We start from the raw sequence: 23,500 nt of genomic DNA on the forward strand, positions 1-23,500 counted from the left end.
CTACTTTTTGAGAAGCAGGATTTATGTAACAGAGGCAAATATAATTAAAAAACAATATAAAAGTATTTTTCTTACAAATTAAATTATTGGATTGCTTTTACTCGGGTCACCATAAAAGCAATTAGAAAACCAAAAATACCGATGAAAGCAAACGAAAATTGCAAACCAAAGGCTTCAGCAATGTGACCAATAACGGGTGGACCCATTAAGAAACCCAGAAAACTTACGCTAGAAACAATAGTCAACGCATCGCCAGGAGCGACCGTCGGGCTTTTGCCCGCGACACTGTATAAAGTAGGCACGATCGTAGAAACTCCCAAGCCGACTAACATAAAAGCTAAGACACACGGGATAATATACGGAAAAATTACGGCGGTTAAAAGTCCAGTAGAAACCATTATTCCACTAATTTGAAGCACTTGTTTTCGGCCAAATCTTGTCGTCATTTTATCGCCTAAAAAACGCCCGCCTGCCATCATTATCATAAACGAGGTGTAGCCCAAAATAACTAGAGAATCGGGTGCTTTTACAATTTCTTTAAAATAAACGCCGCTCCAATCGAACATAACGCCTTCGCTGGCCATAGAGCAAAAGCCTATTACGCCCAGCCAAATTAAGGAAGCATCGGGTTTGGAAAAGAACTTTCCTTTTTTGGTCAGCTTTCGATCCTTTGCTTTTATTAAGTAGCTGTAATTAAACCCAACTAATACTAAAACGAAACTAGCTATTAGTGCAAAATGTGTAAATGGATTGAGTTGTAAAACAGCAATTCCTAAACCAATAAGAGCACCAATGAAACCCGCAAAACTCCAGGTTCCATGAAAAACGCCCATGATGTTTTTCTTTAATAACTTCTCGGCATAAATACCTTGGGTGTTAACAGCAATATTTGAAACATTGGCAAAAACACCAAACAAGAATAGGGCAGCTGCGAGCTGAAAAGCAGAGCTGGCTAAACCTATATTAACCAAGCAAATTAAGTAAATTAACACCGAATAGAGTAGGACTTTATGACTGCCATATTTTGTTACAAGTTTGCCTGAGAAAGGCATAATAGCCAATTGGCCAAGTGGAATTGCAAAAAGAATACTACCTAATTGACCTTCGCTTAAGTCCAAATAACTTTTAATGTCTGGAATTCGACTTGCCCAAGAAGCAAAACACAAACCTTTGCTGAAATAAAACATAGAAATTGCCCACCGAATTCGATTTAGATAGGATGTTTTCGAATTTGCATAACTCTTTTTTATTTTCCCTTTGGGAGTAAATCTTCCAACAAAATTCAAATAAAACATGGATTGCTCTTTTAGAATAAGAGCACAAAATTAATCAAATTATAACTTTTGACTGAATTTAATTCCGCTAAAACATAATTTTCTCGGACTCAATTTTACAAGAAGACGATTTTTTTGACTGCATTACTTTCGATAGCTGCTCCAATAATCTTCATAACATCAGCTCCATCTTGAGCTGTGACTGGTTCATCAGTATTTTTTAAAATAGAGTGGTAAAGGGAGTCAAATAAATCATAGTAATTGCCTTGAAGCGTTGGTGTTTTCGCTCGAATGATTTTTCCATTTTTTTCAGTATGCAGTAAACCTTGTAAAGATTCGGGTTCTGTTCCCCAATCGGTTCGGTTTGGTTTTTTACCTAATTTTAAATCATCTTCTTGCACGTCGCCACGTGGTTTTAAAAAGGATCCTTTTTTACCATGAACAGTAAAAGCAGGATGTGCTTCTCTTACAAAAAAGCCAGCTTTTAATCGCATTCTAAAATTCTCGTAATATAAGGTTAAATCAATCCAATCGTCTACCAACGAATTTTCTCGGGTAATTCGAATGTCGCCAGAAACGGCTTTGGGCAATCCAAACAAACACAAGGCTTGGTCAATTAAATGCGGTCCTAAATCTTTTAGAATTCCGGAGCCGTTGTTGGCAGTCTCTTTGTGTTTCTTTGGACTCAACAGCGGATTGTATCGATCAAAATGAAATTCGGCTTCAACCAATTCTCCTAAAAGGCCTTCCTTAATTATTTTCTGAACGGTTTTAAAATCACTATCCCAACGGCGATTCTGAAAAACGCATAATTTCAATCCTTTCGCTTTCGCTAACTCAGCTAATTCTCGCGCTTCTTCAACGGTTGTTGTAAATGCTTTTTCGACCAAAGCATGTTTCCCTGCGTTGAGTACTTTTTTGGCATACTCAAAATGCGTTGCCACAGGAGTATTGACAATTACCAATTCGATTGAATCGTCGTTCAAAATAGATTCTATGGACTCAAAGCTTTTTACATTAGGATAATCATTGTGAATTAATTTTTTAGAGCGTTCCCAAGAACCGACCAAGTCGAAACCAGAATGCAGTTGAAGGAAAGGAGCGTGAAACACTTTTCCGGACATTCCGTATGATAATAAGGCAGTTTTTATTTGTTGCATGAATGCTGTTGTTAAGAATACTGATTATTGTGAATTTATAAATTTATTATTTCAAGCAGATTTACAGATTGTCCAAATTTTTAAAATGCTTTATGATTTGTTTAGATTTCTCCTTTGTTTCAATAAAGAAAATATCAATCTTTACAATTGAGCGGCATCTTTTTATTCCGACGAAGGAGAAATCTCCACAAGAAAATTCATCATAAAAATCAGCTAAAATTATTATATTTTCGCTCTTTCGTATTGCTTTGGCCAAGTCAAATCAACATTTAATTCTTTTGCAAAGTCCAATGCTAAATACGGACTTCTCAATGATTCTCTGGCAAATAAAACTAAATCGGCCTGATTGGTATTTAAAATGGCTTCAGCTTGAGCCGCTTCGGTAATTAATCCAACCGCTCCAGTTAAAATCTTAGCTTCATTTTTGATGCGTTCTGCAAAGGGAACTTGATAATTTGGACCCAACGGAATTTGTTGGTGCGAAACCAAACCTCCCGAAGAAACATCAATTAAATCAACTCCTTTTTCTTTTAAAATTTTAGATAATTGTATTGACTCATCGATATTCCAGCCGCCATCTGCCCAATCGCTTGCGGAAATGCGCACAAATAAAGGTAAGTTTTTTGGCCATTCCGATTGAACTGCTTCTACAATTTCTAATGTAAATCGGATTCTATTTTCGAAACTTCCACCGTATTCGTCGGTTCTACGATTGGATAGTGGTGATAAAAATTGATGCAATAAATAACCGTGAGCTGCATGAATTTCTAAAACTTGATATCCCGCTTCTACTGATCGTTTAGTTGCTTTTTTAAAATCTGAAATTGTTTTCTGAATTCCGTTTTTATCTAAAGCAGTAGTTTTTTCGTCATCATGATAGCCAATGTCGCTTGGTGAAACAGTTTCCCATCCACCTTGAGTGGGGTCTAATTTTTTACTGCCCTTCCAAGACGAAGAAACGCTGGCTTTCCGCCCCGCATGTGCAATTTGTATTCCCGGTATCGAATTTTGAGAAATAATAAACTCGTTGATTTCTTTTAGTTTTTGAATGTGTTCGTCTTTCCAAATTCCTAAGTCGTCTGGAGAAATTCTGGCTTCGGGCGAAACTGCCGTAGCTTCTTGAACAATCAGTCCGGCGCCACCGGTAGCACGGCTACCCAAGTGAACCAAATGCCAGTTGTTTGCAAAACCATCTGCCGATGAATATTGACACATAGGAGAAATGGCAATTCTATTTTTAAAAGTGATACTTTTTATAGTTAATGGAGAGAATAATTGTATGGGCATAGTTGTACTATTTAGCAGTTTTAGGCTACTTATTAAATTCAGTAGCTAAAAGCAAAGTTACAGCATCTGCTCAAAAGGAGAATTTTAAATGTTTATTAATTAACAAACATTTAAAACGTATAAAATACGATATTAGATTTTACTGTAAAATCTGTTTATTCCACAAATCATGATATTGTCCTTTTTGCTCTAATAGCTTTTTATGATTTCGTGATTCTATAATTACACCCTCTTTCATGACTATAATTGTATCTGCATTCGCAATAGTACTTAATCTGTGCGCAATTACAATAACTGTTTTTCCTTATGCCTTAAAATTGTCGATAACCTCTTTTACAATTCTTTCTGAGTTTGTATCTAATGAAGAAGTAGCTTCGTCCATCAATAAAATTTCGGGATTCTTGTATAATGCTCTTGCAATAGCAATTCTCTGTTTTTGACCACCAGAGAGCATGGTTCCGTTTTCTACTATTTGAGATTGAAAACCATTTGGTAGTTTCTCAACAAACTCCGAAATCCCTAATTGTTTCGCTAAATCTATAACGCGTTGTATATTGGGAAACGAATCCCCCAAAGCGATATTCTCAATAATATCTCCCGACAACAGATTAAGTTGTTGCGGAATAACACCTACACAATTTCTTAAACTATGATAATGAACAAATTGAGTGTCATAATTCCCAATATATATATATATCCTTCTTTTATAGGATACAAATTTTGTAGTAAAGAAATCAATGTCGTTTTTCCACTACCACTTTCTCCAACTATTGCAGTAGTTTCATTTTGCTTAAATACGGCATTAAAGTTTTTAAAGACTTCTGCCCTTGAACCATAACGAAAAGATACGTTCTCGAATTTTATATCTCCAAGATTCTCTTTAAGTAAAACGATTTTATTTTCTGTTTCTTCTCGTTCCAAATCCATTATTTCAAAAAGTCTATCAGCTGCAATTAATGCATTTTGAGCCGTTTTGTTCATCCCGATTAAAGATGCAACTGGCGATGTAAAATAACCAATTAAAGCATAAAAAGAAAACAATTCTCCAGGAGTAATAGACCTATTAATCACGTAACCAGATCCGATCCAAATTAAAACAACCGTAAATATAGAGGCTAAAAATTGCGTAGATGTACCCGCAAAAATTCCATTTAATCCTGATTTATAAGTGGTAAACAAAAGCTTTACAAATTTGTTTTCTGTTTTTAGATTTGAAAAATCCTCAATACCAAATTCTTTGACAGTTCGTATATGTGTAACACTCTCTACAAGCTGTGTTTGTAGCTCGGCGGCATTTTCCATGATATTTCGCTCTACTTTCTTGTTGAATTTATTTAGAATAAAATAAATCACCACATATAAAGGAATAACCAGTACTATTACCAAAGCTAGTTTCCAATAATAGGTAAACATTAAGATAAAGGAGAAAATTACGACAAAAACATTAACAATCATTTCTATAGCGACTTCATTTATAAAGGAACGAATTTTAACCGCATCGTTTATACGAGATGTAATTTCGCCAATCTGCATCGTATCAAAAAAACGTTGAGGTAAATGCAAAAGATGTTTGTAATACCCCAGAATTAATTTAGCATCAATTAACTGCCCCCGTCTTCATTACAAATACACTCTTCTTAGAACTTAAATAGGCTTGGAGTAAAATAATCAAAATCATTGATATGCTTAATAAATTCAATAGCTTTTTATTACCATCTACCAGAACATAATCGGTAATTTTCTGTATATAAATTGACATTGCCAATCCTAAGACAGTAAACAATATTGCACCAATTAAGGCTTGAATTAGGATAGTTTTGTGTGGCTGTATAAGGTGCAAAAATCGTTTTACAGGCGAAACTTTTTCATTTCTAATTTTAAAATCATCATTGGGGGCAAAAAGAATTAGCACACCCGACCATATTTTTTGAAAGTCATCAATAGTATAGGTTTCCATTTTACCAAAACCCGGATCCATAACCGTGATTTTAGATTTTTCTACCTTGTAAATTACCACATAATGGTGTAATTGCTCTTTTGTAATAATGTGAGCAATGGCAGGAAGCGGAATCTTATCCAGAGAATCCAGCCCGCCTTTTACTCCCTTTGCAATAAATCCCATCTTTTGGGCTCCCTCAATAATCCCTAATACATTTGTACCTCTTTTATCTGTATTGGCATATTGTCTAATTCTTGCTATGGGCAAGTTAACGTTGAAATGGTTTCCAATAGATGCCAAACAAGCAGCACCACAATCTTGAATATCATGTTGTTTTATTTGTATTGAAGCCATTATGTTGTTATTTGCTTTGGATTTAACCAATCATCTACTTTATCAAACAATAAATCGAACAAACTTCTACGTGCTATGGTATATCTTGTTGTCAATGTCATTCCTTTGGAAACATTTGTTTTGTAACCTGATTTAACCTGTAACTCTTTTGAGTCAAGTGCACAGCGTACTTTAAAGAAAGCCTGCTCTCCCTGAATGGTTATATTATGATCTATATCGATAACTTTTCCTTCTAATAATCCCCATTGATTGTAGTTGAATGCATCCAATTGAAATTTTACTTTTTGACTTTTTTGTATAAGCCCAATATCCTTGGGGGAAACATTATTCTCGACAATAAGATAATCTGCTGCCGAAAGTGTAGCGATTGGTTGCGAAGCATTTATAAAAGAACCTATCTGAACTCCTGAAAAATTTTCGATTGTTCCCGAAATGGGAGCTAGTACTACATAATTAACTGATTCGGCTTTAATTTTAGCTACTGCACCATTCAGACTTTTTAATCGTTCTTCTAAATCTCTTTTTTGATTTTCCCAAGTCGACTTTTGTTGTCTTACATAACTTTGTAAAGCATGTTTTGTAAAGCGACATTCATAATCATATTTCTCATATTCTGCTTTTGCAATAATATCTTTATCGTACAATTTTTTATTTCTGTCGTAATTTAGTTGAGACTGAGTAACTTTACTTTCTAATTCACTCTTATGTGCTTGAAATTTAAAAAAAATCCTCCCGAGCAGTCGAAGTAGCTAAATGAGAGACTCTATTAAGCAATAGATTATTGATGTCTTTTAGCAAAGACGAAACGGAACGAGACAAAGTATCCTGAGTTTTTTTGTCTGCATCAAGGCTCAATTTAGAAATTTTTATGAGCGTATCTCCCTTTTTAACAATAGCATTATTCCTTAAAAAAAGCCAAGTAACCCTGCCGCTAACTATGGAGGTAACAGGAACATTATCGGTTTTACTGCGAATAACACCACGGCTCTGACTGCTGATATCTACTTTAATAATGGGTAATAACGTTAAGAAAATAATAAGCGCAAGAACTATTACCATATATATAGAGAGAGGCTTTTGGTTTTGTTTTTTGCGATAAGATTTTCGAGAGTGTTTATTGGGTCTGAACTAAAATTCATTTTTTTTAAATAAAAATTGAAAAAATACTTACAACCACGCTTAAAACAATGATCTGAAATGAAGTTTTTATATCTTTTAAACTCTTTGCCAAATCCTCATCCCACATAAAATGCAAACTCAATAAAAAAGAAAAACAATTGGAATATGGATTAATATTCCTAAAAACCGCACCTTCTTTGAATCGATAGAAATTTCTTTCATTTTATACTAATCTTTTAGTTTATAATTTCTAATAATTCTTGTGCAATTTTAATTTTATTAATAGTTGTCAATTCTGTTTCAATTTTTAGTTTCTTATGTCTGTTTTATTGTAAGTTAGAATTTCATTTATAAGTGTTTTTATTTAATTCTATTAAGTTTACTTAATGGCTGATATAAAATAAAGTCTTACCTAATATTTCTCCTAAAAGATAAAAGCAAAAGATGAAAAATAATGACGTATATAAGATTGTTAGTGCTTTTTTGTACTTTTTACCTAAAAAAATTTTTTCAAGTATACTTTGTTGTTCCATAATTTTTTTTTAAATGAATTAGCTAATTGTCCTTGTCAAAATAAATCTAGGTGAAAATAATTGAAATTACTTGCTCTAGATTTCAATAACGTTACCTAGCATTAATATACTGATTGCAAGAAAAAAACCTTCTTGCAATCAGTATAAAAGTTTTTTTTAACATGATAAGGAACAATATAGTTCTTATTGTTTTCCTGCACATAAAATAAAAAAACTAATTTTAAATTACTTTAGAAAATAATATCATAAATAGCTTTCTACTTACAAGCATGCCCAGCTTCCGCATCTTTGTACCCAATATAGATTCCGAGAGCTATCGCAAATAACAATAATCCTCCACCATTAGTTTCTTTTTGTTCTTCTAGAGTTAATTCTTTTAAATTTTCCATAATTTTCAAATTAATTAGTTGCATAATATAAGGCTCTTCCTATTTTTTCTCCTGCATAATAACCAGCTCCCACGATAGAAATGCATCCTAAAATTATTGGAAGAATTCCCCCTTCAACTTCTTGTACTTCCTGAGGATTAAGCTCCACTAAATTCAAATCTTCTAAATTCACTAATGATAATTCCATAGTTTATTTTTTTAATTGTTAAATAATAATTTCAACAAAATCTTTTTCTCGAGAACTTTTTTGTTGAAGCAAACATATCATAGTTCTGTCTAGTAAAATTGTACGGAAGTTAAAACCTCCAAAAATTTCTTTTGCTTCGTTGTCTATTATCGTTTTAAGGGAATAATTTAATTCTAAGTCAAATGAAGTTTCGTAAAAAAAACTTTCTCGTTTTTTACAATATTTTATAGGAGCTTCTAGATCTTTAATAACATCAATTATGTTGTACAACTGGCTACGGCTTAGAGACATTTTTCTAGCAAAATTATCGGGTGTGCCTGTTTTTTCGGCGCCAATTAATTGATGCATCTTTTTTATCCGCTCTATTTGTTTGATAAAATTCATAAGACTGTATTATAAAAATTAATAAAAAACGATTCAAGTTTTTTTAGATTCTTGTTCTTCTCCGTAATCATTCGATTCAAGAAATAAAAGGTAATTTGAAACTTGTATTTAAATCTTAAACATTTAAATTTTATCCGTCTTTATCAGCGTTGCTTGCATCCGTTGCATCCGTTGCATCCGTGTATCTTGTAATTCAACATTTTTTCACCAAAGACAACCAATTTATCTAGTACGTATTTTAAAGAAGAAAGAAGAACCTTCACTTTTACAAAATTGGTGTAAAACTAAATAATTTTATCGTAATTTTTTATTTTTAACAAGATAATATTCGCAATTTTAAATCAGTGCAAAGATTCGCAAATTAATTCATACCAGAAAATTAACCGCAAAATCGCTGTAAAAAAGTTCGCTGTATTTATTAACAAACATTTAAAGAGCAATGAATAGTTATTTCGCTTGAGATACGATAGAAAACATTACTTTTGTGCGTCACAAAAAGAACTAAAATTAACAAATGGATATAGTTATTAAGCTTTCTCAATTTTTATTGAGCTTATCATTACTGATTGTTTTACACGAATTAGGACATTTTATCCCTGCAAAATTATTTAAAACTAGAGTCGAAAAATTCTACTTATTTTTTGATGTTAAATATTCTCTTTTAAAGAAAAAAATTGGAGATACGGAGTACGGAATTGGATGGCTGCCGCTTGGTGGTTACGTGAAAATTTCGGGAATGATTGACGAAAGCATGGACAAGGAGCAAATGGCTTTGCCGCCACAACCTTGGGAATTTCGTTCGAAACCAGCTTGGCAACGTTTGATTATTATGTTGGGGGGAGTTACCGTAAACTTTATTTTGGCGTTTATTATTTACATTGGAATGGCGTATGCATATGGCGATACTTTTGTGAAAAATGAAGACATTAAAGATGGTTATTTGATTGAAAACCCAGCGATGGTCAAAGCAGGTTTTAAAACAGGTGACAAAATTATCTCGATTGATGGTAAAAAAGTTCAAAATTTTGACAACGACATGAACATGAATGTGGTAATGGCGAGTACTGTGACTATTGAAAGAAATGGTGTGCAACAGACTTTACAGATGCCTAAAGATTTTGTAGATCAATTGTCTAAACATGAAAAAGGGTTATTGGTAAGTGTGCGTCAGCCGTTTGCTATTGGTGCTGTTGCTGATGATTCTCCAAACAAAGAATTACAAGCAAAAGATCTAGTTTTGAGTTTAAACGGTCAAGCAGTTAAATATTTTGACGAAGCAAAAGTTATTTTGGACCAAAACAAAGGGAAAACAATTCCTGCGAAAGTATTGCGCGACCAAAAAGAAGTAGATGTTAATGTTGTTGTGAGCAAAGACGCTAAACTGGGAGTTAATGTTGGTATCTTAGGTTTGACTTCGCTGCAAAAATTAGGGTATTACAAAATAAGTACTAAAAATTACAGTTTATTAGAATCGATTCCGGTTGGAATTGAGAAAGGTAAAGATCAGTTGTTAGGTTATGGAAAGCAATTGAAGATGATCTTTAATCCAGAAACCAAAGCGTACAAGCAAGTAGGTGGTTTTAAAGCGATCTTCGACATTTTTCCAAGTACATGGAGCTGGGAAGTTTTTTGGAGCATTACAGCTTTGCTATCGATTATGTTGGGAGTTATGAATTTATTGCCAATTCCGGCCCTAGATGGCGGACATGTAATGTTTTTATTATACGAAATTATTAGCGGTAAAAAACCGAGTGATAAGTTCCTAGAAAATGCTCAAATGGTTGGTTTTGTATTGCTTATCACTTTGCTATTGTTTGCAAATGGCAACGATATTTACAAAGCAGTTTTTGGGAAATAAAATATTTTTGTAAAAAGAGCTCAAATACTTTTGAAACATTAAAAATTCTCCTATATTTGCACTCGCTAAAAAGAACAGCAATTTCCTCCTTAGCTCAGTTGGTTAGAGCATCTGACTGTTAATCAGAGGGTCCTTGGTTCGAGCCCAAGAGGGGGAGCAACTTTTTAGCAAAACATAAGACCTTTAGGTCATTCCTTCTTAGCTCAGTTGGTTAGAGCATCTGACTGTTAATCAGAGGGTCCTTGGTTCGAGCCCAAGAGAGGGAGCAAAAAAGACTATCAGCAATGATGGTCTTTTTTTTGTTTACAACAATCCTAGTATTAGCAGTACTTCACGTTATTTTGTATTAATCAGGAATTTGTTGTTTGACAGGTTTGACAAGTTATTTTAGTAAAAAAAGGTACCCATTGCGGTACCCATCTAAAATCTCGAGGTACCCATTTTAAAATTCCGAGTTGTTATGCCAATTGTTTAACTCAAAATCAATTGGAAACATGCACCAAGAAAAAATCACAATTCTGTTTGTTATAAGTGCAGACAAAACTAATCAAAAAGGATTATGTCCTCTTAATTGCAGAATTACTCTTAACAAAGAGCGTAAACAATTCTCTACTGGACTATTCGTAAACTCAAACTACTGGGAAAACAAGCTTCAAAAAGTAAGCGTACAAGATCCCAACCACAAATTCATTAATACTCAAATAGAGCAAATTCAGATCAAGATAAATAACATTGCCTTAGTATTCCAACTTCAAGGAGGAGATTGCACTCTTGATAACATCTATAATAAATACTTAGGCAAAGAGCTAAAGAAAAGTGAATTTGTCCTTTCCTATTACAAACAGTATTTGTGCAAAATTAAAAAACTAGTAGGTCTAGAAATAAAAGACAACGCGTATAAAAAATTCGTTTATGTTGGCAACCATTTGGAAGCGTTCTTGAAATGGAAATTTAAAAAAACAGATTATCCATTAGAAGAATTAACTCTACAGTTTCTCCATGATTTTGACTACTATTTAAAGACCGAGAAGAAGCAAGGACAAATTACCATCAACAAAACCATTCAAAGACTTAGAACACCTATAAAACAAGCAATTTCAGAGGGGTACTTAGACAGAGATCCTTTTATACTTCACAAGTCTAAAACAGTCCGTAAAACCGTAATATTTCTTACTACAGAAGAACTCAAAATCCTTGAGGAAGCAGTGTTACAACAAAAAAGATTGTGCATCATTCAAGACTTGTTTATATTTTGTTGTTACACAGGACTAGCCTACAGTGAAATGGCAAATCTTGAGAAGCAAAATATACAGATAGGTTTTGACGTCATGAACTGGATTCAGATGAAGAGAGAGAAAACACAGCGTCAAATCTCAATTCCAATTCTACCAAAAGCACAAGAAATCATTGAGAAATACTCAATCGACAGTAATCGCATATTTCCTCCGAAAAAGTAGCATTTGTCATTTGACAAGTTTTTTCATAAAAAAACGTATCCTATTCAGTACCCCTAAAAAAAATTGCGGTTTCTATTTTTGAAGACCAGTAAGCACAAAAAAAAGAGCTTCACAATGACATCATTGTTATTTAAATCTTGGTAATCTTAAAATCAACTCTACGATCTCTATCGTCGCCTATTTCTAACGGAAATTGGTTTCCGAATCCTTGATACGTCATACGACTGCGGGATACTTTTTTCGAAATTAAATACAAGTAAACCGATTTGGCCCGGTTCCATGACAAGCGTCTTTCTTTGGTTTCTCGGTCGATCCCGTCCTCATATCGCTCAGGAGTGCAACACACGTGACCTTGTATTTCAAAATTCAGTGTTTTCTTTTCATTTAATATATCAGCAACATTGTCTAAAACCTTGGCAGCTTCTCTCGTCAATCGGCTGCTGCCTATTTTAAATTGTACACTCGCCAAGCTTACATAAGTACCAATTTGTAATTCATCTCTAAAAGAATTTCGAACACCTTGACCGTAATTGTTTTTTTTAACCAGCAGCATGTCAACTCGGCGATTTTTAGATCTCGTTTCTTGCAAATCTTCTACACTGTCCTTTTGTACGATTATGCGGCCTTTGCCTTCTAGTACGATTATTTTGCTTTTGTTGAAGCCATGGGCCTCTAAAGCTTCTTGAACCGTTTGGACACGATAAGTAGACAGCCGATAATTGTATTCATCGTTGCCTCTGTCATCACAATAACCATAAATTTGAATGGATTCGATTTTAGAAGTATCGATGTCTTGAATAAAAGTACTAATTATGGTTGTTTGTTCATGTGATAGCGTGTATTTGTCAAAATCAAAATACACGGTTTCGACAGATTTTTTTTGAGCAGAAAGAGAACTTGCAAACAATATAAAAACCAGTACTTTTCTAACCATGCTACATTTTTAAAATGGACTTATATTGCGATTGGTTGTTTAAAAGTTCAACCGATTTTTTAATTTCAGAATTATCTTTAATGTAAAATTGATACAATCCTTCTTGGTATTGGTACCGCTTAATAAGTTCTTCCTGAATTAAACTGCTAATTTCTTTTTTATTTTTATCCAACAAAGTGGTTTCGCTTTTTTCGATAGCGGTTACTAATTGTTGGTATTCTGCGGTGATGGCACTATCGATCTGATCTTTCTTAGCCGCTTCCAAGGTTTTTTTTAGTGCTAGTTCGGTCTCTGTATCCAGCGTGATTTTATTAGTTTTTAGAAAGTTTTTAAAATCCGAATAGTCACTATCTGAAAGAGTCGGAATCTTCGTTCCTAAACTTGGATTCTTATAATAGTAGGTAGTTGCGTAATCAAAAATACCATCATTTTTTAAAAGTGCCGTCGCAATTGGACTCATTTTAGATTCGTCTAATTCTACATCTGGTAAAACACCACCGCCGTCAAAAACCAGCCTTCCTTTTCGGGTTTTAAACGCATTGTAATTTTTTGCATCTGTTTTACTTGCAACACCATTTTTATCTTTATGCGTATAGTCTAATGACTGAATGCAACGACCAGAAGGCGTATAATATCTAGAAATAGTTACTTTCAGTTGCGTTCCATAGGTCAAATCAACGGAACGTTGCACGAGACCTTTTCCAAAACTACGACTTCCTAAAACTACCGCTCGGTCTAAATCTTGCAAAGCACCCGACACAATTTCAGAAGCCGAAGCACTTCTTCCGTTTACGATAATGGCTAATGGAATTTGAGTATCTACCGGCTCTTGAGTCGTTTTATAGGTAGTATTGTTTTTTTCGATTCGTGACTTAGTCGTTACAATTACTTCGTTTTTAGCAACAAACAAATTGCAAATACTAACCGCTTCATTTAATAAACCACCGGGATTGCCGCGCATGTCCAAAACAATTTGAGTGGCTCCGTCTTTTTTAAGTTTTTCTAATGCTTCTTTGGTTTCGTTGGATGCTTTTCGATTGAAATGTGATAAAACAATGTATCCTGTTTTAGAATCAATCATTCCAAAAAAGGAAACCGATTTAATATCGACTTCATCCAAAACAAGCGTAGTTGCATTTGTTTTTCCTTGTCGTAAATATTTAACTGGAATTTTAGTGTTTTTAGTTCCTTTGAGCAACTGCGAAGCATCTTCTTTAAAATCGGCTACCAGAACGTCTCCAATTTGAATAATTTCATCTCCTGCTTTTAAACCTGCTTTGTCAGCAGGATAATTTTTGTACGGTTCGCGAATTAATAATCGGTCTTTTTTTCTAGTAATTAATGCGCCAATTCCAGTGTATTCGCCCGTGTTGTTAATTTTAAATTGTACAACGTCTTGCTCGTTAAAATAAACGGTATACGGATCTAAACTTCCCAGCATGCTTTTTATGGCCTTGTCCATCAAATCAGCGGGATTGGTTTCGTCTACATAGTTGGTATTAACGGCTTTAAATAAAGTCGTAAAAATTTCTATTTGCTTGGCAATTTCAAAAAAGTCGTCTTTGAAACTTGTTCCAATCAATAAAAATGCTGAAGCAACTACAGGAATAAGAACTTTTTTTGGTAATGAAAATAACATTGGTTTTATTTTTTCTTTTAAAAATCTAGAAAGGACTGATTTAGAGCTAAAACTACGATAATTTTGAGAATGAAGATGCAATAGACTTCACAAAATAAAAGCAGAAACAATTTATTCGGATGGGGGAGCGATCTGAATTCTAAACTTCTCAAATAACTGAATTGTTTTTTTATTGATTTCTTCAAACGACAATCTGTCTTTGGTTTGGTAAAAAATCATAATCGAGTAGGATGAGGTTAAGCCATCGTGCAACATATTTTTATTCAAACGATAGGTTTCTCGCAGTACTCTCTTAAAATAATTGCGATCAACTGCCTTTTTAAAATGTTTTTTAGAGACAGAAACGCCAATTTTTGAGTCCGCAATTTCAGTGTCCGAATTTTGGCGATATACCAAGCGCAACGGGTATTTAGAAACCGATTTTCCGTCGGTAAACAAAAGACCGATGGTGGTTTTACTTTTTAAACGTTCGCTTTTTGGGTATTTAAAATTCATTTTTTAACTGAAGAAATAGAGATTCGTAGGCCGCAAAGGTACACTTTAACCCTAAATCTATTAATGATTTTTTAAATTAGTCAAAAATATATTTATTACTTTTGTGCTTAATTCTTAAGCATGCAAAAAATAATTTCGTATCCCTTATCCGTAATTTACTATTTGTGTTTCGGTCTGTGTTTGGTGATTTTTCATCCCATTCAATGGATTTGTTTCAATATTTTCGGGTATCAGGCCCACAAAAAAAGCGTTGATTACCTTAATTTATTTCTGTTAAGATGTACCAATTTAGTTGGAACCAGCTATACATTTACTAATATGGAGAGCATTCCGAAAGGAGTTCCTATTATTTTTGTGTCCAATCATCAAAGTATGTACGATATTATTACAATGCTTTGGTATTTACGTAGTTTTCATTGTAAATTTGTGAGTAAGAAAGAGTTAGGGTCTGGAATTCCAAGTGTTTCTTATAATTTACGTCATGGAGGCTCTGTTCTCATTGACAGGAAAGACCCTAAACAGGCCATTCCTACTATAAAAGGATTGTCTGAATATATCGAAAAAAACAATCGTTCGGCAGTGATTTTTCCCGAAGGAACGCGAAGTAAAGACGGAAAACCCAAAGAATTTGCACAGAGTGGATTGAAAATTCTCTGCAAATACGCACCGTCAGCATATGTTGTTCCGATAACAATTAATAATTCTTGGAAAATGGTAAAATTTGGATTTTTCCCTGTAGGTTTGGGAAATCATCTTACCTTTACCATTCATAAAGCCCTTGCTGTCAAAGAGCATGATTTTGAAACCATAGCTATAGAAGCTCAAAAAGCAGTTGTAAGTGCAATCAAACTTTAAAACAAATACCATGTCAATAAAAAACATAAGATTAGAAGTAATGCAGTTTTTAGAGAAAAACGTAGATACTTTTGTAGATCAATTTTTAATACCTGTCGAGAAAATCTGGCAGCCAACCGACTTTTTACCTAATTCTCAAGAAGATACTTTTTTTGAAGAAGTAAGAGAATTGCGTGAAATTGCTAAAGATTTACCATACGATTTTTGGGTTACTCTTGTAGGTGATACTATTACTGAAGAAGCGTTGCCAACTTACGAATCGTGGTTGATGGATGTCGAAGGAATTAATCAGATAGAAAACGGAGGCAATGGATGGTCAAAATGGATCAGACAATGGACCGGAGAAGAAAATCGCCACGGAGATTTGTTGAACAAATATTTGTATTTGTCAGGTCGTGTAAACATGCGTGAAGTTGAAATTACTACCCAACATTTAATTAATGATGGTTTTGATATCGGAACGGGATCAGACCCGTACAAAAACTTTGTATACACTAGTTTTCAAGAATTAGCTACTTATGTTTCTCACAACCGTGTGTCGCAAATTGCCAAAAATTATGGCGATAAAAAATTAGCGAAAATGTGTAAAATGATTGCTGGAGACGAAATGCGTCATCATCATGCTTACAGTGAATTTGTAACTCGTATTTTTCAAGTAGATCCTAGCGAAATGATGTTGGCTTTTCAATACATGATGAAACAAAAAATCGTTATGCCTGCTCACTTTTTAAGAGAATCGGGTCAAAAAATAAGCACGGCTTTCGAGCAATTTTCTGATTCAGCACAGCGAATTGGTGTGTATACTGCTGCAGATTATGTGGATATTATGCAGAAATTAATTGACAAATGGCAAATTGATAAAATAACAGGTTTAACTGATGAAGCCGAAAAAGCACGTGATTACTTGATGAAGTTGCCAGCTAGAATGACGAGAATTTCAGAAAGAATTGTTATTCCGCAAGAAGGACATATTTTTAAATGGGTGGAGCCAGCACGACTGTAAATCTTTGAGTTTATAAGATGCGCTAGTGCAACTCATTGCAGATTAAATTCCACTTAAAATAATATAAAAGCATTCGTTGATTGTCGAAGTTCGAAACACTTTGACAATCAACTTTTTTTTAAAATGAAAACCAATGGATACAACAAGATTAATTACCAAAACGATCGCTTTTGTAAAAGAACAATTAAAAGGAGCTGAAGGCGGACACGATTGGTTTCACATACAACGAGTGTATAAAAACGCACTAGTAATCGCTTCCAGTGAAGATTGTAATAAAATGATTGTACAATTGGGCGCTTTGTTGCACGATATTGCGGATAGTAAATTTCATGACGGAGACGAAACGATTGGGCCCAAAAAGGCACGTTTGTTTTTAGAATCGGAAGGTGTAAACGAGGAAACAATTACTCACGTCATTCAAATCATTGAAAACATCTCGTTTAAAGGCGGGAATTTCGAAAGAAAATTTAATTCTATCGAATTGGCCGTAGTACAAGATGCCGATCGCTTAGACGCCATTGGAGCCATCGGAATTGCAAGAGCATTCAATTATGGTGGATTTAAAAATAGAGTGCTACACGATCCCGAAATCGCACCAAATACTGCGATGAGTAAAGAAGAATATAAAAAAGCAAGTTCACCAACAATTAATCATTTTTATGAAAAGTTACTGCTATTGAAAGACCAAATGAATACCGAAAAAGGTAAAGAAATCGCTGCCGAAAGACATCGTTTCATGGAAAGCTTTCTTTCGCAATTTTATGCGGAGTGGGATGGAGCGAAATAAGATCAATTTAAGTGTTTGGATCTACTACATGAAGTAATCACTAAAGGAAGGCCTATTTGTGGAGTACTTACAAAGTGAATGGAACACTATTATCTAAACTATTCCTTTCTCAATCATTTCCAGCATTACGGGAGAAGCGTTTTTAAAAGTAGGTGCTTGGTCAATAATGCTTCCGGCGTTTTTCTTATTTACCTTAAAGGTCAAATCGTTTTGGGTCGTAAATAATAAAGCGGTTAAAAACGGGTTTTTGACATACGAGCTTAAGATGATAAAAGCTTCATCAATCGTATGAAAGCTCTCGATTTCTTCCATTTTATATTTAGATGTAAAAGCCAAATTATAAGTCTTATCGTCTACAATATTCAGTCGAACGTAAATGTTTTTTAAGTCAGTATCGCCAATAGTTTTGGCAAATGTTAGTTTAGCAAAAGTTCCTGCTAGAATACTTTCTTTTACTTTTTCGTAGAATTCAACAAATATCGGTTGGTATAACATAGTGAGTAAGATTTTAAAGGGGTAAAATTACGGTTTGTAAATTAAAAATGTGGAGCATTACTTCAATTTGATCGCATATTTTTCAAAATAAAATAATTTGTTTCTCGTAAAATCACTTTTCGAAATATTTCAGAAATATATAAAATTAAAAAGTCCGTCAGAATTATTTTCTCGACGGACTTTTTATTTGGACAGCTACTAAAATTTCGAAAAAGAAATTTAGAGCGCGTCTCTAATTTTATTTTAAATGATCAAGCATGTCTTTGGTCATTGCTGCTAAATCGTATTTGTGTTCCCAGTTCCAGTCTGCTCTCGCTTCGCGATCGTCAATGCTCGCTGGCCAACTATCTGCAATTTTCTGACGGAAATCAGGCTCATAAGTAATGGTAAATTCTGGAATGTGTTTTTTAATTTCATTTGCAATTTCGGTCGGCGTAAAACTCATTGCGGCCAAATTGTAGGATGAATGAATTTTAATCTGATCTTTAGGCGCTTTCATAATGTTAATGGTTGCATTGATCGCATCTTCCATATACATCATTGGCATTTTTGTTTCTGAAGAAAGAAAACATTCGTAGGTTTTGTCTTCGATCGCTTTATGAAAAATGTCTACTGCATAATCGGTTGTTCCTCCTCCAGGAGGACTAGACCAGCTAATTAATCCAGGATAGCGAATGCTTCTCACATCGACACCATAAATGTTATGGTAGTATTCGCACCATCTTTCGCCAGCCTGTTTGCTGATTCCGTAAACGGTGGATGGCTCCATAATAGTATATTGCGGGGTGTTTTCTTTTGGAGTTGTCGGACCAAAAACAGCGATACTCGAAGGCCAAAATACTTTTTTTATTTTTCCTGCTTTGGCTAAATTCAAAACATGAAAAAGCGAATTCATATTTAAATCCCATGCAAATGCTGGATTTTTTTCAGCGGTTGCAGACAATAAAGCGGCCATTAAATACACATCAGTAATTTGATGCTCTTCCACTAAATGTTCAATTTGGTTAAAATCTAAGGCATTAACAACTTCAAATGGTCCAGAATTTACTACATCAACATTCAGTTTCCGCATATCAGATGCAATTACATTGTCCGTTCCGTAAATTTTACGTAATTTTTGAGTAAGCTCAGTGCCAATTTGGCCGCAGGCGCCTATGATTAATATCTTCGGATTCATTTGAATGAAATTTAAGCAGCAAATATAACGATTACGTAAACATATTGGTTTTTTATGACACATAATTTATTTATCACCTAAAAAAAGTAAGTGTTTTTGTGAATTTTGTATTTTAAAAGTAAATATTTTCTGCAAAAAGACAATTTAGAACAGCTTATTAAAAATGTAAAATTACTTCGTAACTTTGTGGCTTAATGTCGAAACCTATGAATTATAGAGGAGTCTGTCTGCTTGCTTTACTTTTGGTGCTAAATTCTTGTCAAAATCAAGATGAAAAGCGTGCAGCCGAAAATAAAAAAGAAGCCAAGCGCAAAGAAGTTATTTTTGATAATATCAATAAAAGCTGGACTTTTTATAACGAGCCAATCAATGAAGTTGCAGAAGAAAATGCTTCGTCTTGGTCCGAATGGCGTTTGTTTTTGAATGAATTGGGCGGAAAACCTCAAAAGACAATTGGAGCTTTTCAAAAAAAATCAACAGCAATTGCAAAAAAAGCAGATGCGTTGACCGAAAACATTCCAGAGCAATTTAATATTCCCGCCATAAAAAGCCGTATTTCTGTTTTGGTAACCAAAATAAAAATGATGGATTTATTCATCCATTTAGATAAAATTCCAGATGAAAAAGTAACATTCTTAATTGGTGACATCAATAAAGAATTGGTTTCGCTGCAACGACAAATGGATAAAATTGTAATAGTCAATACAATTCCGCAAGAAGAAGGAGAATCCGAGTTAATGAAAATGCTAAAAGACACTGTTCGTGCCATTCCAAATGATCCACTAATAGACCAAAATAGACCGAGAATTGAGTAAATCTGCCTTATATACCACCTACGATAAAGCCCCGAAAACGGCGCAAATAGCTACTTTGTTAAAAGAGCAGCCGGAACTAAAATTGCATTTGAATGGCTTGCTGGGTTCTGCATTGTCTTTACAGATTCGATCGTTGTTTCTTAAAACGGAACTGCCTTTTCTAATTGTTCTTCAAAATAAAGAAGAAGCAGCTTATTACTTAAATGATCTCGAGCAAATTATAGGCGAAGATAATGTGTTGTTTTATCCCGCATCGTATCGACGTCCGTACCAAATTGAAGAAACAGACAATGCCAATGTATTACTACGAGCTGAAGTTTTAAACCGAATCAATTCGCGTAAAAAACCAGCTGTAATTGTAACCTATCCCGAAGCGCTTTCTGAAAAAGTAGTGACCCGCAAGGAATTGGATAAAAACACACTGAAAGTTTCGGTGGGTGATAAAATTTCGATCGACTTTATTAATGAAGTGTTGTTTGAATACGAATTTAAAAGGGTTGATTTTATAACCGAACCTGGAGAATTTTCAGTACGAGGTGGAATTGTCGATGTTTTTTCTTTTTCGAATGATAATCCGTACCGAATCGAATTTTTCGGAAATGAGGTAGAGTCGATCCGTGCTTTTGATGTAGAAACGCAATTGTCGGTTGAAACAAAAAAGAAGATTGCGATTATTCCGAATGTTGAGAATAAATTACTGCAAGAAAGCAGAGAAAGTTTTTTGAATTACATTTCGGCTCAAACGGTTATTTTTATTCAAAATACGGATGATTTTTTATCGCAACTGGACCGATTGTTTGTTCGTGCCGAAGAAGCTTTTTCGAAATTAAATGGCGAAATCAAGCAAGCAAGTCCAGAGCAATTGTTTATCAATCAATCTGCGTTTATTAAAAAAGCATTGGATTTTTCGGTAGTCGAGTTGGCCGTGAAACCAATTTTCAGAACGACCAAAACGTTCGAATTTCATTTTCAACCACAACCTTCGTTTAATAAGCAATTTGATTTGTTACTCAATAATTTGAGCGACAATCATTTTAATGGATACAAAAATTATTTGTTGTGTTCCAATGAAAATCAGGCCAAGCGCTTTCATGATATTTTTGCCACTTTGGATGAAGCCAATTCTGAAAACATCAGAAAACAGTACCACACCGTCGTTTTGCCTTTGTATCAAGGATTTATTGACGAAGAAAATCAGATTACGTGTTATACGGACCATCAAATTTTTGAGCGATATCATAAATTCAACATTAAAAACGGCTATTCAAAAAAGCAAAATATTACTTTAAAGGAACTGACTTCGTTAGCTGTTGGTGATTATGTAACGCACATTGATCACGGAATTGGGCGATTTGGTGGTTTGCAAAAAATACAAGTCGAAGGCAAAACACAAGAAGCGATCAAATTGGTTTATGCCGATAATGATATCGTTTATGTAAGTATTCATTCCCTTCATAAAATATCCAAATACAACGGAAAAGACGGAACGCCACCTAAAATTTATAAACTAGGTTCAAATGCTTGGAAGGTTTTAAAACAAAAAACCAAGGCGAGAGTCAAACATATTGCGTTCAATTTAATACAATTGTACGCCAAACGCAGATTAGACAAAGGATTTCAATTTGCACCAGACAGTTACTTGCAAAATGAGTTAGAAAGTTCCTTTATTTATGAAGATACGCCCGACCAGACCAAATCGACTGCCGAAGTAAAAGCCGATATGGAAAGCGATCGACCAATGGACCGTTTGGTTTGTGGTGACGTTGGTTTTGGTAAAACCGAAGTGGCGATTCGTGCTGCCTTTAAAGCAGTGGATAACAGCAAACAAGTAGCAGTTTTGGTACCAACTACGATTTTGGCGTACCAACATTTTAGAACATTTTCAGAACGGTTGAAAGATATGCCAGTGACTATTGGTTATTTGAATCGTTTTAGAACTGCCAAACAAAAAGCTGAAACGCTGAAAGATTTAGCTGATGGTAAATTAGATATTTTGATAGGAACCCATCAATTAGTGAGTAAGAATGTAGTCTTTAAAGATTTAGGACTGTTGATTGTCGATGAAGAACAAAAATTTGGAGTCAACGTTAAAGACAAACTGAAAACGATAGCTGCCAATGTGGATACGTTAACGTTAACGGCAACTCCAATTCCGAGAACATTGCAATTTTCATTGATGGCCGCGCGCGATTTATCGGTAATTACAACGCCGCCACCCAATCGTTATCCGATAGAGACGAATGTGGTTGGTTTTAGTGAAGAAGTAATTCGCGATGCGATTTCGTATGAAATACAAAGAAACGGTCAAGTGTATTTCATTAATAATCGAATCGAAAATATTAAAGAGGTGGCTGGAATGATTCAGCGTTTGGTTCCCGATGCCAAAGTCGGAATTGGTCACGGACAGATGGACGGTAAAAAACTCGAAGAATTAATGTTGGCTTTTATGAATGGTGAATTTGATGTTCTGGTAGCTACAACTATTATCGAAAGTGGTTTAGATGTACCAAATGCGAATACGATTTTCATTAACAATGCCAATAATTTCGGATTGTCTGACTTGCACCAAATGCGTGGTCGAGTAGGAAGAAGTAATAAAAAAGCATTTTGTTATTTTATTTGTCCGCCGTATTCGGTTATGACCGAAGAAGCACGAAAACGTATTCAGGCATTAGAGCAATTTAGCGAATTGGGAAGCGGATTTAATATTGCCATGAAAGATTTAGAAATTCGTGGTGCGGGTGATTTGTTGGGTGGTGAACAAAGTGGCTTTATTAATGAAATTGGTTTTGATACCTACCAAAAAATCATGAATGAAGCTTTAGACGAATTAAAAGAAAACGAGTTTAAAGATTTGTATCCGGAAGAGAATAATATTGACACCAAAAAATACGTCAAAGACCTGCAATTTGATACTGATTTTGAACTGCTTTTTCCAGATGAATATATCAATAGTGTGACTGAGCGTTTGATGTTGTACAATGAATTAGGTGCTATTAAAGACGAAGTAGGACTGAAAGCATATGAACAAAAACTAATAGACCGTTTTGGTCCGCTACCCAAAGAAGCGGTTTCTTTACTGAATAGTATTCGCATCAAATGGATTGCCATCCGAATGGGAATCGAAAAAGTAGTGATGAAGCAAGGCAAATTGATTTGCTATTTTGTCTCCGATCAGCAATCGGCTTATTATCAATCGGCTCGATTTAAAGAGGTCCTTGCTTTTATTCAAAAACATGCCAATATTTGTAAAATGAAAGAAAAACAAACGGTAAATGGTTTGCGCTTGTTATTGACTTTTGATCATGTAAAATCGATTAATAAAGCGTTGCAGCAAATGCAGTTGTTTGAAGAATAAT

The 23,500-nt window shown here is 34.4% G+C and carries 20 protein-coding genes, 2 tRNA genes and 1 pseudogene; 9 read left to right on the forward strand and 14 right to left on the reverse strand.

Features of this window, described 5'->3' with window-relative positions; all coding sequences use genetic code 11:
- Positions 1 to 83: 83 nt before the first annotated feature.
- The 9 genes and pseudogenes from AP058_RS14440 to AP058_RS14465 form a co-directional block, all read right to left on the reverse strand.
- A complete protein-coding gene (locus AP058_RS14440) occupies positions 84 to 1,295 on the reverse strand; it encodes an MFS transporter (protein ID WP_066312406.1) in 1,212 nt (403 codons plus the stop codon).
- A 95-nt stretch (positions 1,296 to 1,390) separates the two neighbouring features.
- The gene (locus AP058_RS14445; RefSeq protein ID WP_066312407.1) at positions 1,391 to 2,434 is read right to left on the reverse strand and encodes a Gfo/Idh/MocA family oxidoreductase; all 1,044 of its coding nucleotides are present in this window, start codon (positions 2,432 to 2,434) and stop codon (positions 1,391 to 1,393) included.
- 222 nt (positions 2,435 to 2,656) lie between these two features.
- The gene (locus tag AP058_RS14450) at positions 2,657 to 3,721 is read right to left on the reverse strand and encodes an NADH:flavin oxidoreductase/NADH oxidase (RefSeq protein ID WP_066312410.1); all 1,065 of its coding nucleotides are present in this window, start codon (positions 3,719 to 3,721) and stop codon (positions 2,657 to 2,659) included.
- Positions 3,722 to 3,860: 139 nt separating this feature from the next.
- Positions 3,861 to 6,014 (reverse strand): annotated as a pseudogene (locus tag AP058_RS17230) (peptidase domain-containing ABC transporter).
- On the reverse strand, positions 6,014 to 6,658 hold the full coding sequence (locus tag AP058_RS17165) for an HlyD family efflux transporter periplasmic adaptor subunit (RefSeq protein WP_231739682.1): 645 nt from the start codon (positions 6,656 to 6,658) through the stop codon (positions 6,014 to 6,016). The pseudogene AP058_RS17230 and the gene AP058_RS17165 overlap by 1 nt, the downstream one beginning before the upstream one ends.
- A gap of 73 nt (positions 6,659 to 6,731) precedes the next feature.
- Entirely contained in the window at positions 6,732 to 7,073 is a 342-nt protein-coding gene (locus AP058_RS17170; RefSeq protein WP_231739685.1) for a biotin/lipoyl-binding protein, read from the reverse strand.
- An 850-nt stretch (positions 7,074 to 7,923) separates the two neighbouring features.
- On the reverse strand, positions 7,924 to 8,055 hold the full coding sequence (locus AP058_RS17235) for a hypothetical protein (protein ID WP_255357099.1): 132 nt from the start codon (positions 8,053 to 8,055) through the stop codon (positions 7,924 to 7,926).
- A 10-nt stretch (positions 8,056 to 8,065) separates the two neighbouring features.
- Positions 8,066 to 8,242, reverse strand: a complete 177-nt coding sequence (locus tag AP058_RS16720) for a class IIb bacteriocin, lactobin A/cerein 7B family (RefSeq protein ID WP_231739688.1) — start codon at positions 8,240 to 8,242, stop codon at positions 8,066 to 8,068.
- Positions 8,243 to 8,260: 18 nt separating this feature from the next.
- Entirely contained in the window at positions 8,261 to 8,626 is a 366-nt protein-coding gene (locus tag AP058_RS14465; protein ID WP_066312411.1) for a hypothetical protein, read from the reverse strand.
- A gap of 514 nt (positions 8,627 to 9,140) precedes the next feature.
- On the opposite strand from AP058_RS14465, the gene rseP reads away from it, so the two are divergent.
- From rseP to AP058_RS14485, 4 genes are all read left to right on the forward strand, one after another.
- A complete protein-coding gene (gene rseP / locus AP058_RS14470; RefSeq protein WP_066312413.1) occupies positions 9,141 to 10,484 on the forward strand; it encodes an RIP metalloprotease RseP in 1,344 nt (447 codons plus the stop codon).
- Positions 10,485 to 10,567: 83 nt separating this feature from the next.
- Positions 10,568 to 10,641: transfer RNA gene (locus AP058_RS14475), tRNA-Asn, on the forward strand.
- A 35-nt stretch (positions 10,642 to 10,676) separates the two neighbouring features.
- Positions 10,677 to 10,750: transfer RNA gene (locus tag AP058_RS14480), tRNA-Asn, on the forward strand.
- 228 nt (positions 10,751 to 10,978) lie between these two features.
- A complete protein-coding gene (locus AP058_RS14485; protein ID WP_231739691.1) occupies positions 10,979 to 11,941 on the forward strand; it encodes a site-specific integrase in 963 nt (320 codons plus the stop codon).
- A 130-nt stretch (positions 11,942 to 12,071) separates the two neighbouring features.
- Here AP058_RS14485 and AP058_RS14490 read toward each other — a convergent pair whose 3' ends face one another.
- From AP058_RS14490 to rnpA, 3 genes are all read right to left on the reverse strand, one after another.
- Positions 12,072 to 12,875 (reverse strand): OmpA family protein, encoded by an 804-nt coding sequence (locus AP058_RS14490; RefSeq protein WP_066312415.1) that lies wholly within the window; start codon positions 12,873 to 12,875, stop codon positions 12,072 to 12,074.
- Between the two features lies 1 nt (position 12,876).
- Complete coding sequence (locus tag AP058_RS14495; protein WP_066312421.1) at positions 12,877 to 14,514, reverse strand: S41 family peptidase; 1,638 nt, start codon at positions 14,512 to 14,514, stop codon at positions 12,877 to 12,879.
- A gap of 111 nt (positions 14,515 to 14,625) precedes the next feature.
- The gene (rnpA, locus tag AP058_RS14500) at positions 14,626 to 15,009 is read right to left on the reverse strand and encodes a ribonuclease P protein component (RefSeq protein WP_066312428.1); all 384 of its coding nucleotides are present in this window, start codon (positions 15,007 to 15,009) and stop codon (positions 14,626 to 14,628) included.
- Positions 15,010 to 15,129: 120 nt separating this feature from the next.
- Between rnpA and AP058_RS14505 the strand changes: the two genes are divergently transcribed.
- The 3 genes from AP058_RS14505 (at position 15,130) to AP058_RS14515 (ending at position 17,654) form a co-directional block, all read left to right on the forward strand.
- Positions 15,130 to 15,864: a 1-acyl-sn-glycerol-3-phosphate acyltransferase gene (locus AP058_RS14505; RefSeq protein WP_066312439.1), complete on the forward strand. Its 735-nt coding sequence runs from the start codon at positions 15,130 to 15,132 to the stop codon at positions 15,862 to 15,864.
- Between the two features lie 10 nt (positions 15,865 to 15,874).
- Complete coding sequence (locus AP058_RS14510; RefSeq protein WP_066313500.1) at positions 15,875 to 16,867, forward strand: acyl-ACP desaturase; 993 nt, start codon at positions 15,875 to 15,877, stop codon at positions 16,865 to 16,867.
- Positions 16,868 to 17,000: 133 nt separating this feature from the next.
- Positions 17,001 to 17,654, forward strand: coding sequence for an HD domain-containing protein (locus AP058_RS14515; RefSeq protein ID WP_066312442.1), 654 nt, complete (start codon positions 17,001 to 17,003; stop codon positions 17,652 to 17,654).
- 93 nt (positions 17,655 to 17,747) lie between these two features.
- Here the strand turns inward: AP058_RS14515 and AP058_RS14520 are convergent, their stop codons facing one another.
- Positions 17,748 to 18,149, reverse strand: a complete 402-nt coding sequence (locus AP058_RS14520) for a hypothetical protein (protein WP_066312444.1) — start codon at positions 18,147 to 18,149, stop codon at positions 17,748 to 17,750.
- A 238-nt stretch (positions 18,150 to 18,387) separates the two neighbouring features.
- Positions 18,388 to 19,326 carry an L-threonine 3-dehydrogenase gene (locus tag AP058_RS14525; protein WP_066312447.1) on the reverse strand — a complete coding sequence of 313 codons (939 nt, stop codon included), beginning with the start codon at positions 19,324 to 19,326 and terminating at the stop codon, positions 18,388 to 18,390.
- 206 nt (positions 19,327 to 19,532) lie between these two features.
- Between AP058_RS14525 and AP058_RS14530 the strand changes: the two genes are divergently transcribed.
- Both AP058_RS14530 and mfd read left to right on the forward strand, forming a co-directional pair.
- Positions 19,533 to 20,141, forward strand: a complete 609-nt coding sequence (locus tag AP058_RS14530; protein WP_066312449.1) for a hypothetical protein — start codon at positions 19,533 to 19,535, stop codon at positions 20,139 to 20,141.
- Positions 20,134 to 23,499 (forward strand): transcription-repair coupling factor, encoded by a 3,366-nt coding sequence (gene mfd / locus AP058_RS14535; RefSeq protein WP_066312450.1) that lies wholly within the window; start codon positions 20,134 to 20,136, stop codon positions 23,497 to 23,499. Before AP058_RS14530 ends, mfd begins: the two co-directional genes overlap by 8 nt.
- Position 23,500 lies beyond the last annotated feature (1 nt).

Origin of the sequence: Flavobacterium sp. TAB 87 (assembly GCF_001529295.1) — a bacterium.
Classification (GTDB): Bacteria; Bacteroidota; Bacteroidia; order Flavobacteriales; family Flavobacteriaceae; genus Flavobacterium.

Bases quoted from the DNA above. Each gene is read 5' to 3' on its own strand.
- AP058_RS14440 (WP_066312406.1), bottom strand. From the start codon at position 1,295: ATGTTTTATTTGAATTTTGTTGGAAGATTTACTCCCAAAGGGAAAATA.
- AP058_RS14445 (WP_066312407.1), bottom strand. From the start codon at position 2,434: ATGCAACAAATAAAAACTGCCTTATTATCATACGGAATGTCCGGAAAA.
- AP058_RS14450 (WP_066312410.1), bottom strand. From the start codon at position 3,721: ATGCCCATACAATTATTCTCTCCATTAACTATAAAAAGTATCACTTTT.
- AP058_RS17170 (WP_231739685.1), bottom strand. From the start codon at position 7,073: ATGGTAATAGTTCTTGCGCTTATTATTTTCTTAACGTTATTACCCATT.
- AP058_RS17235 (WP_255357099.1), bottom strand. From the start codon at position 8,055: ATGGAAAATTTAAAAGAATTAACTCTAGAAGAACAAAAAGAAACTAAT.
- AP058_RS16720 (WP_231739688.1), bottom strand. From the start codon at position 8,242: ATGGAATTATCATTAGTGAATTTAGAAGATTTGAATTTAGTGGAGCTT.
- AP058_RS14465 (WP_066312411.1), bottom strand. From the start codon at position 8,626: ATGAATTTTATCAAACAAATAGAGCGGATAAAAAAGATGCATCAATTA.
- rseP (WP_066312413.1), top strand. From the start codon at position 9,141: ATGGATATAGTTATTAAGCTTTCTCAATTTTTATTGAGCTTATCATTA.
- AP058_RS14485 (WP_231739691.1), top strand. From the start codon at position 10,979: ATGCACCAAGAAAAAATCACAATTCTGTTTGTTATAAGTGCAGACAAA.
- AP058_RS14490 (WP_066312415.1), bottom strand. From the start codon at position 12,875: ATGGTTAGAAAAGTACTGGTTTTTATATTGTTTGCAAGTTCTCTTTCT.
- AP058_RS14495 (WP_066312421.1), bottom strand. From the start codon at position 14,514: ATGTTATTTTCATTACCAAAAAAAGTTCTTATTCCTGTAGTTGCTTCA.
- rnpA (WP_066312428.1), bottom strand. From the start codon at position 15,009: ATGAATTTTAAATACCCAAAAAGCGAACGTTTAAAAAGTAAAACCACC.
- AP058_RS14505 (WP_066312439.1), top strand. From the start codon at position 15,130: ATGCAAAAAATAATTTCGTATCCCTTATCCGTAATTTACTATTTGTGT.
- AP058_RS14510 (WP_066313500.1), top strand. From the start codon at position 15,875: ATGTCAATAAAAAACATAAGATTAGAAGTAATGCAGTTTTTAGAGAAA.
- AP058_RS14515 (WP_066312442.1), top strand. From the start codon at position 17,001: ATGGATACAACAAGATTAATTACCAAAACGATCGCTTTTGTAAAAGAA.
- AP058_RS14520 (WP_066312444.1), bottom strand. From the start codon at position 18,149: ATGTTATACCAACCGATATTTGTTGAATTCTACGAAAAAGTAAAAGAA.
- AP058_RS14525 (WP_066312447.1), bottom strand. From the start codon at position 19,326: ATGAATCCGAAGATATTAATCATAGGCGCCTGCGGCCAAATTGGCACT.
- AP058_RS14530 (WP_066312449.1), top strand. From the start codon at position 19,533: ATGAATTATAGAGGAGTCTGTCTGCTTGCTTTACTTTTGGTGCTAAAT.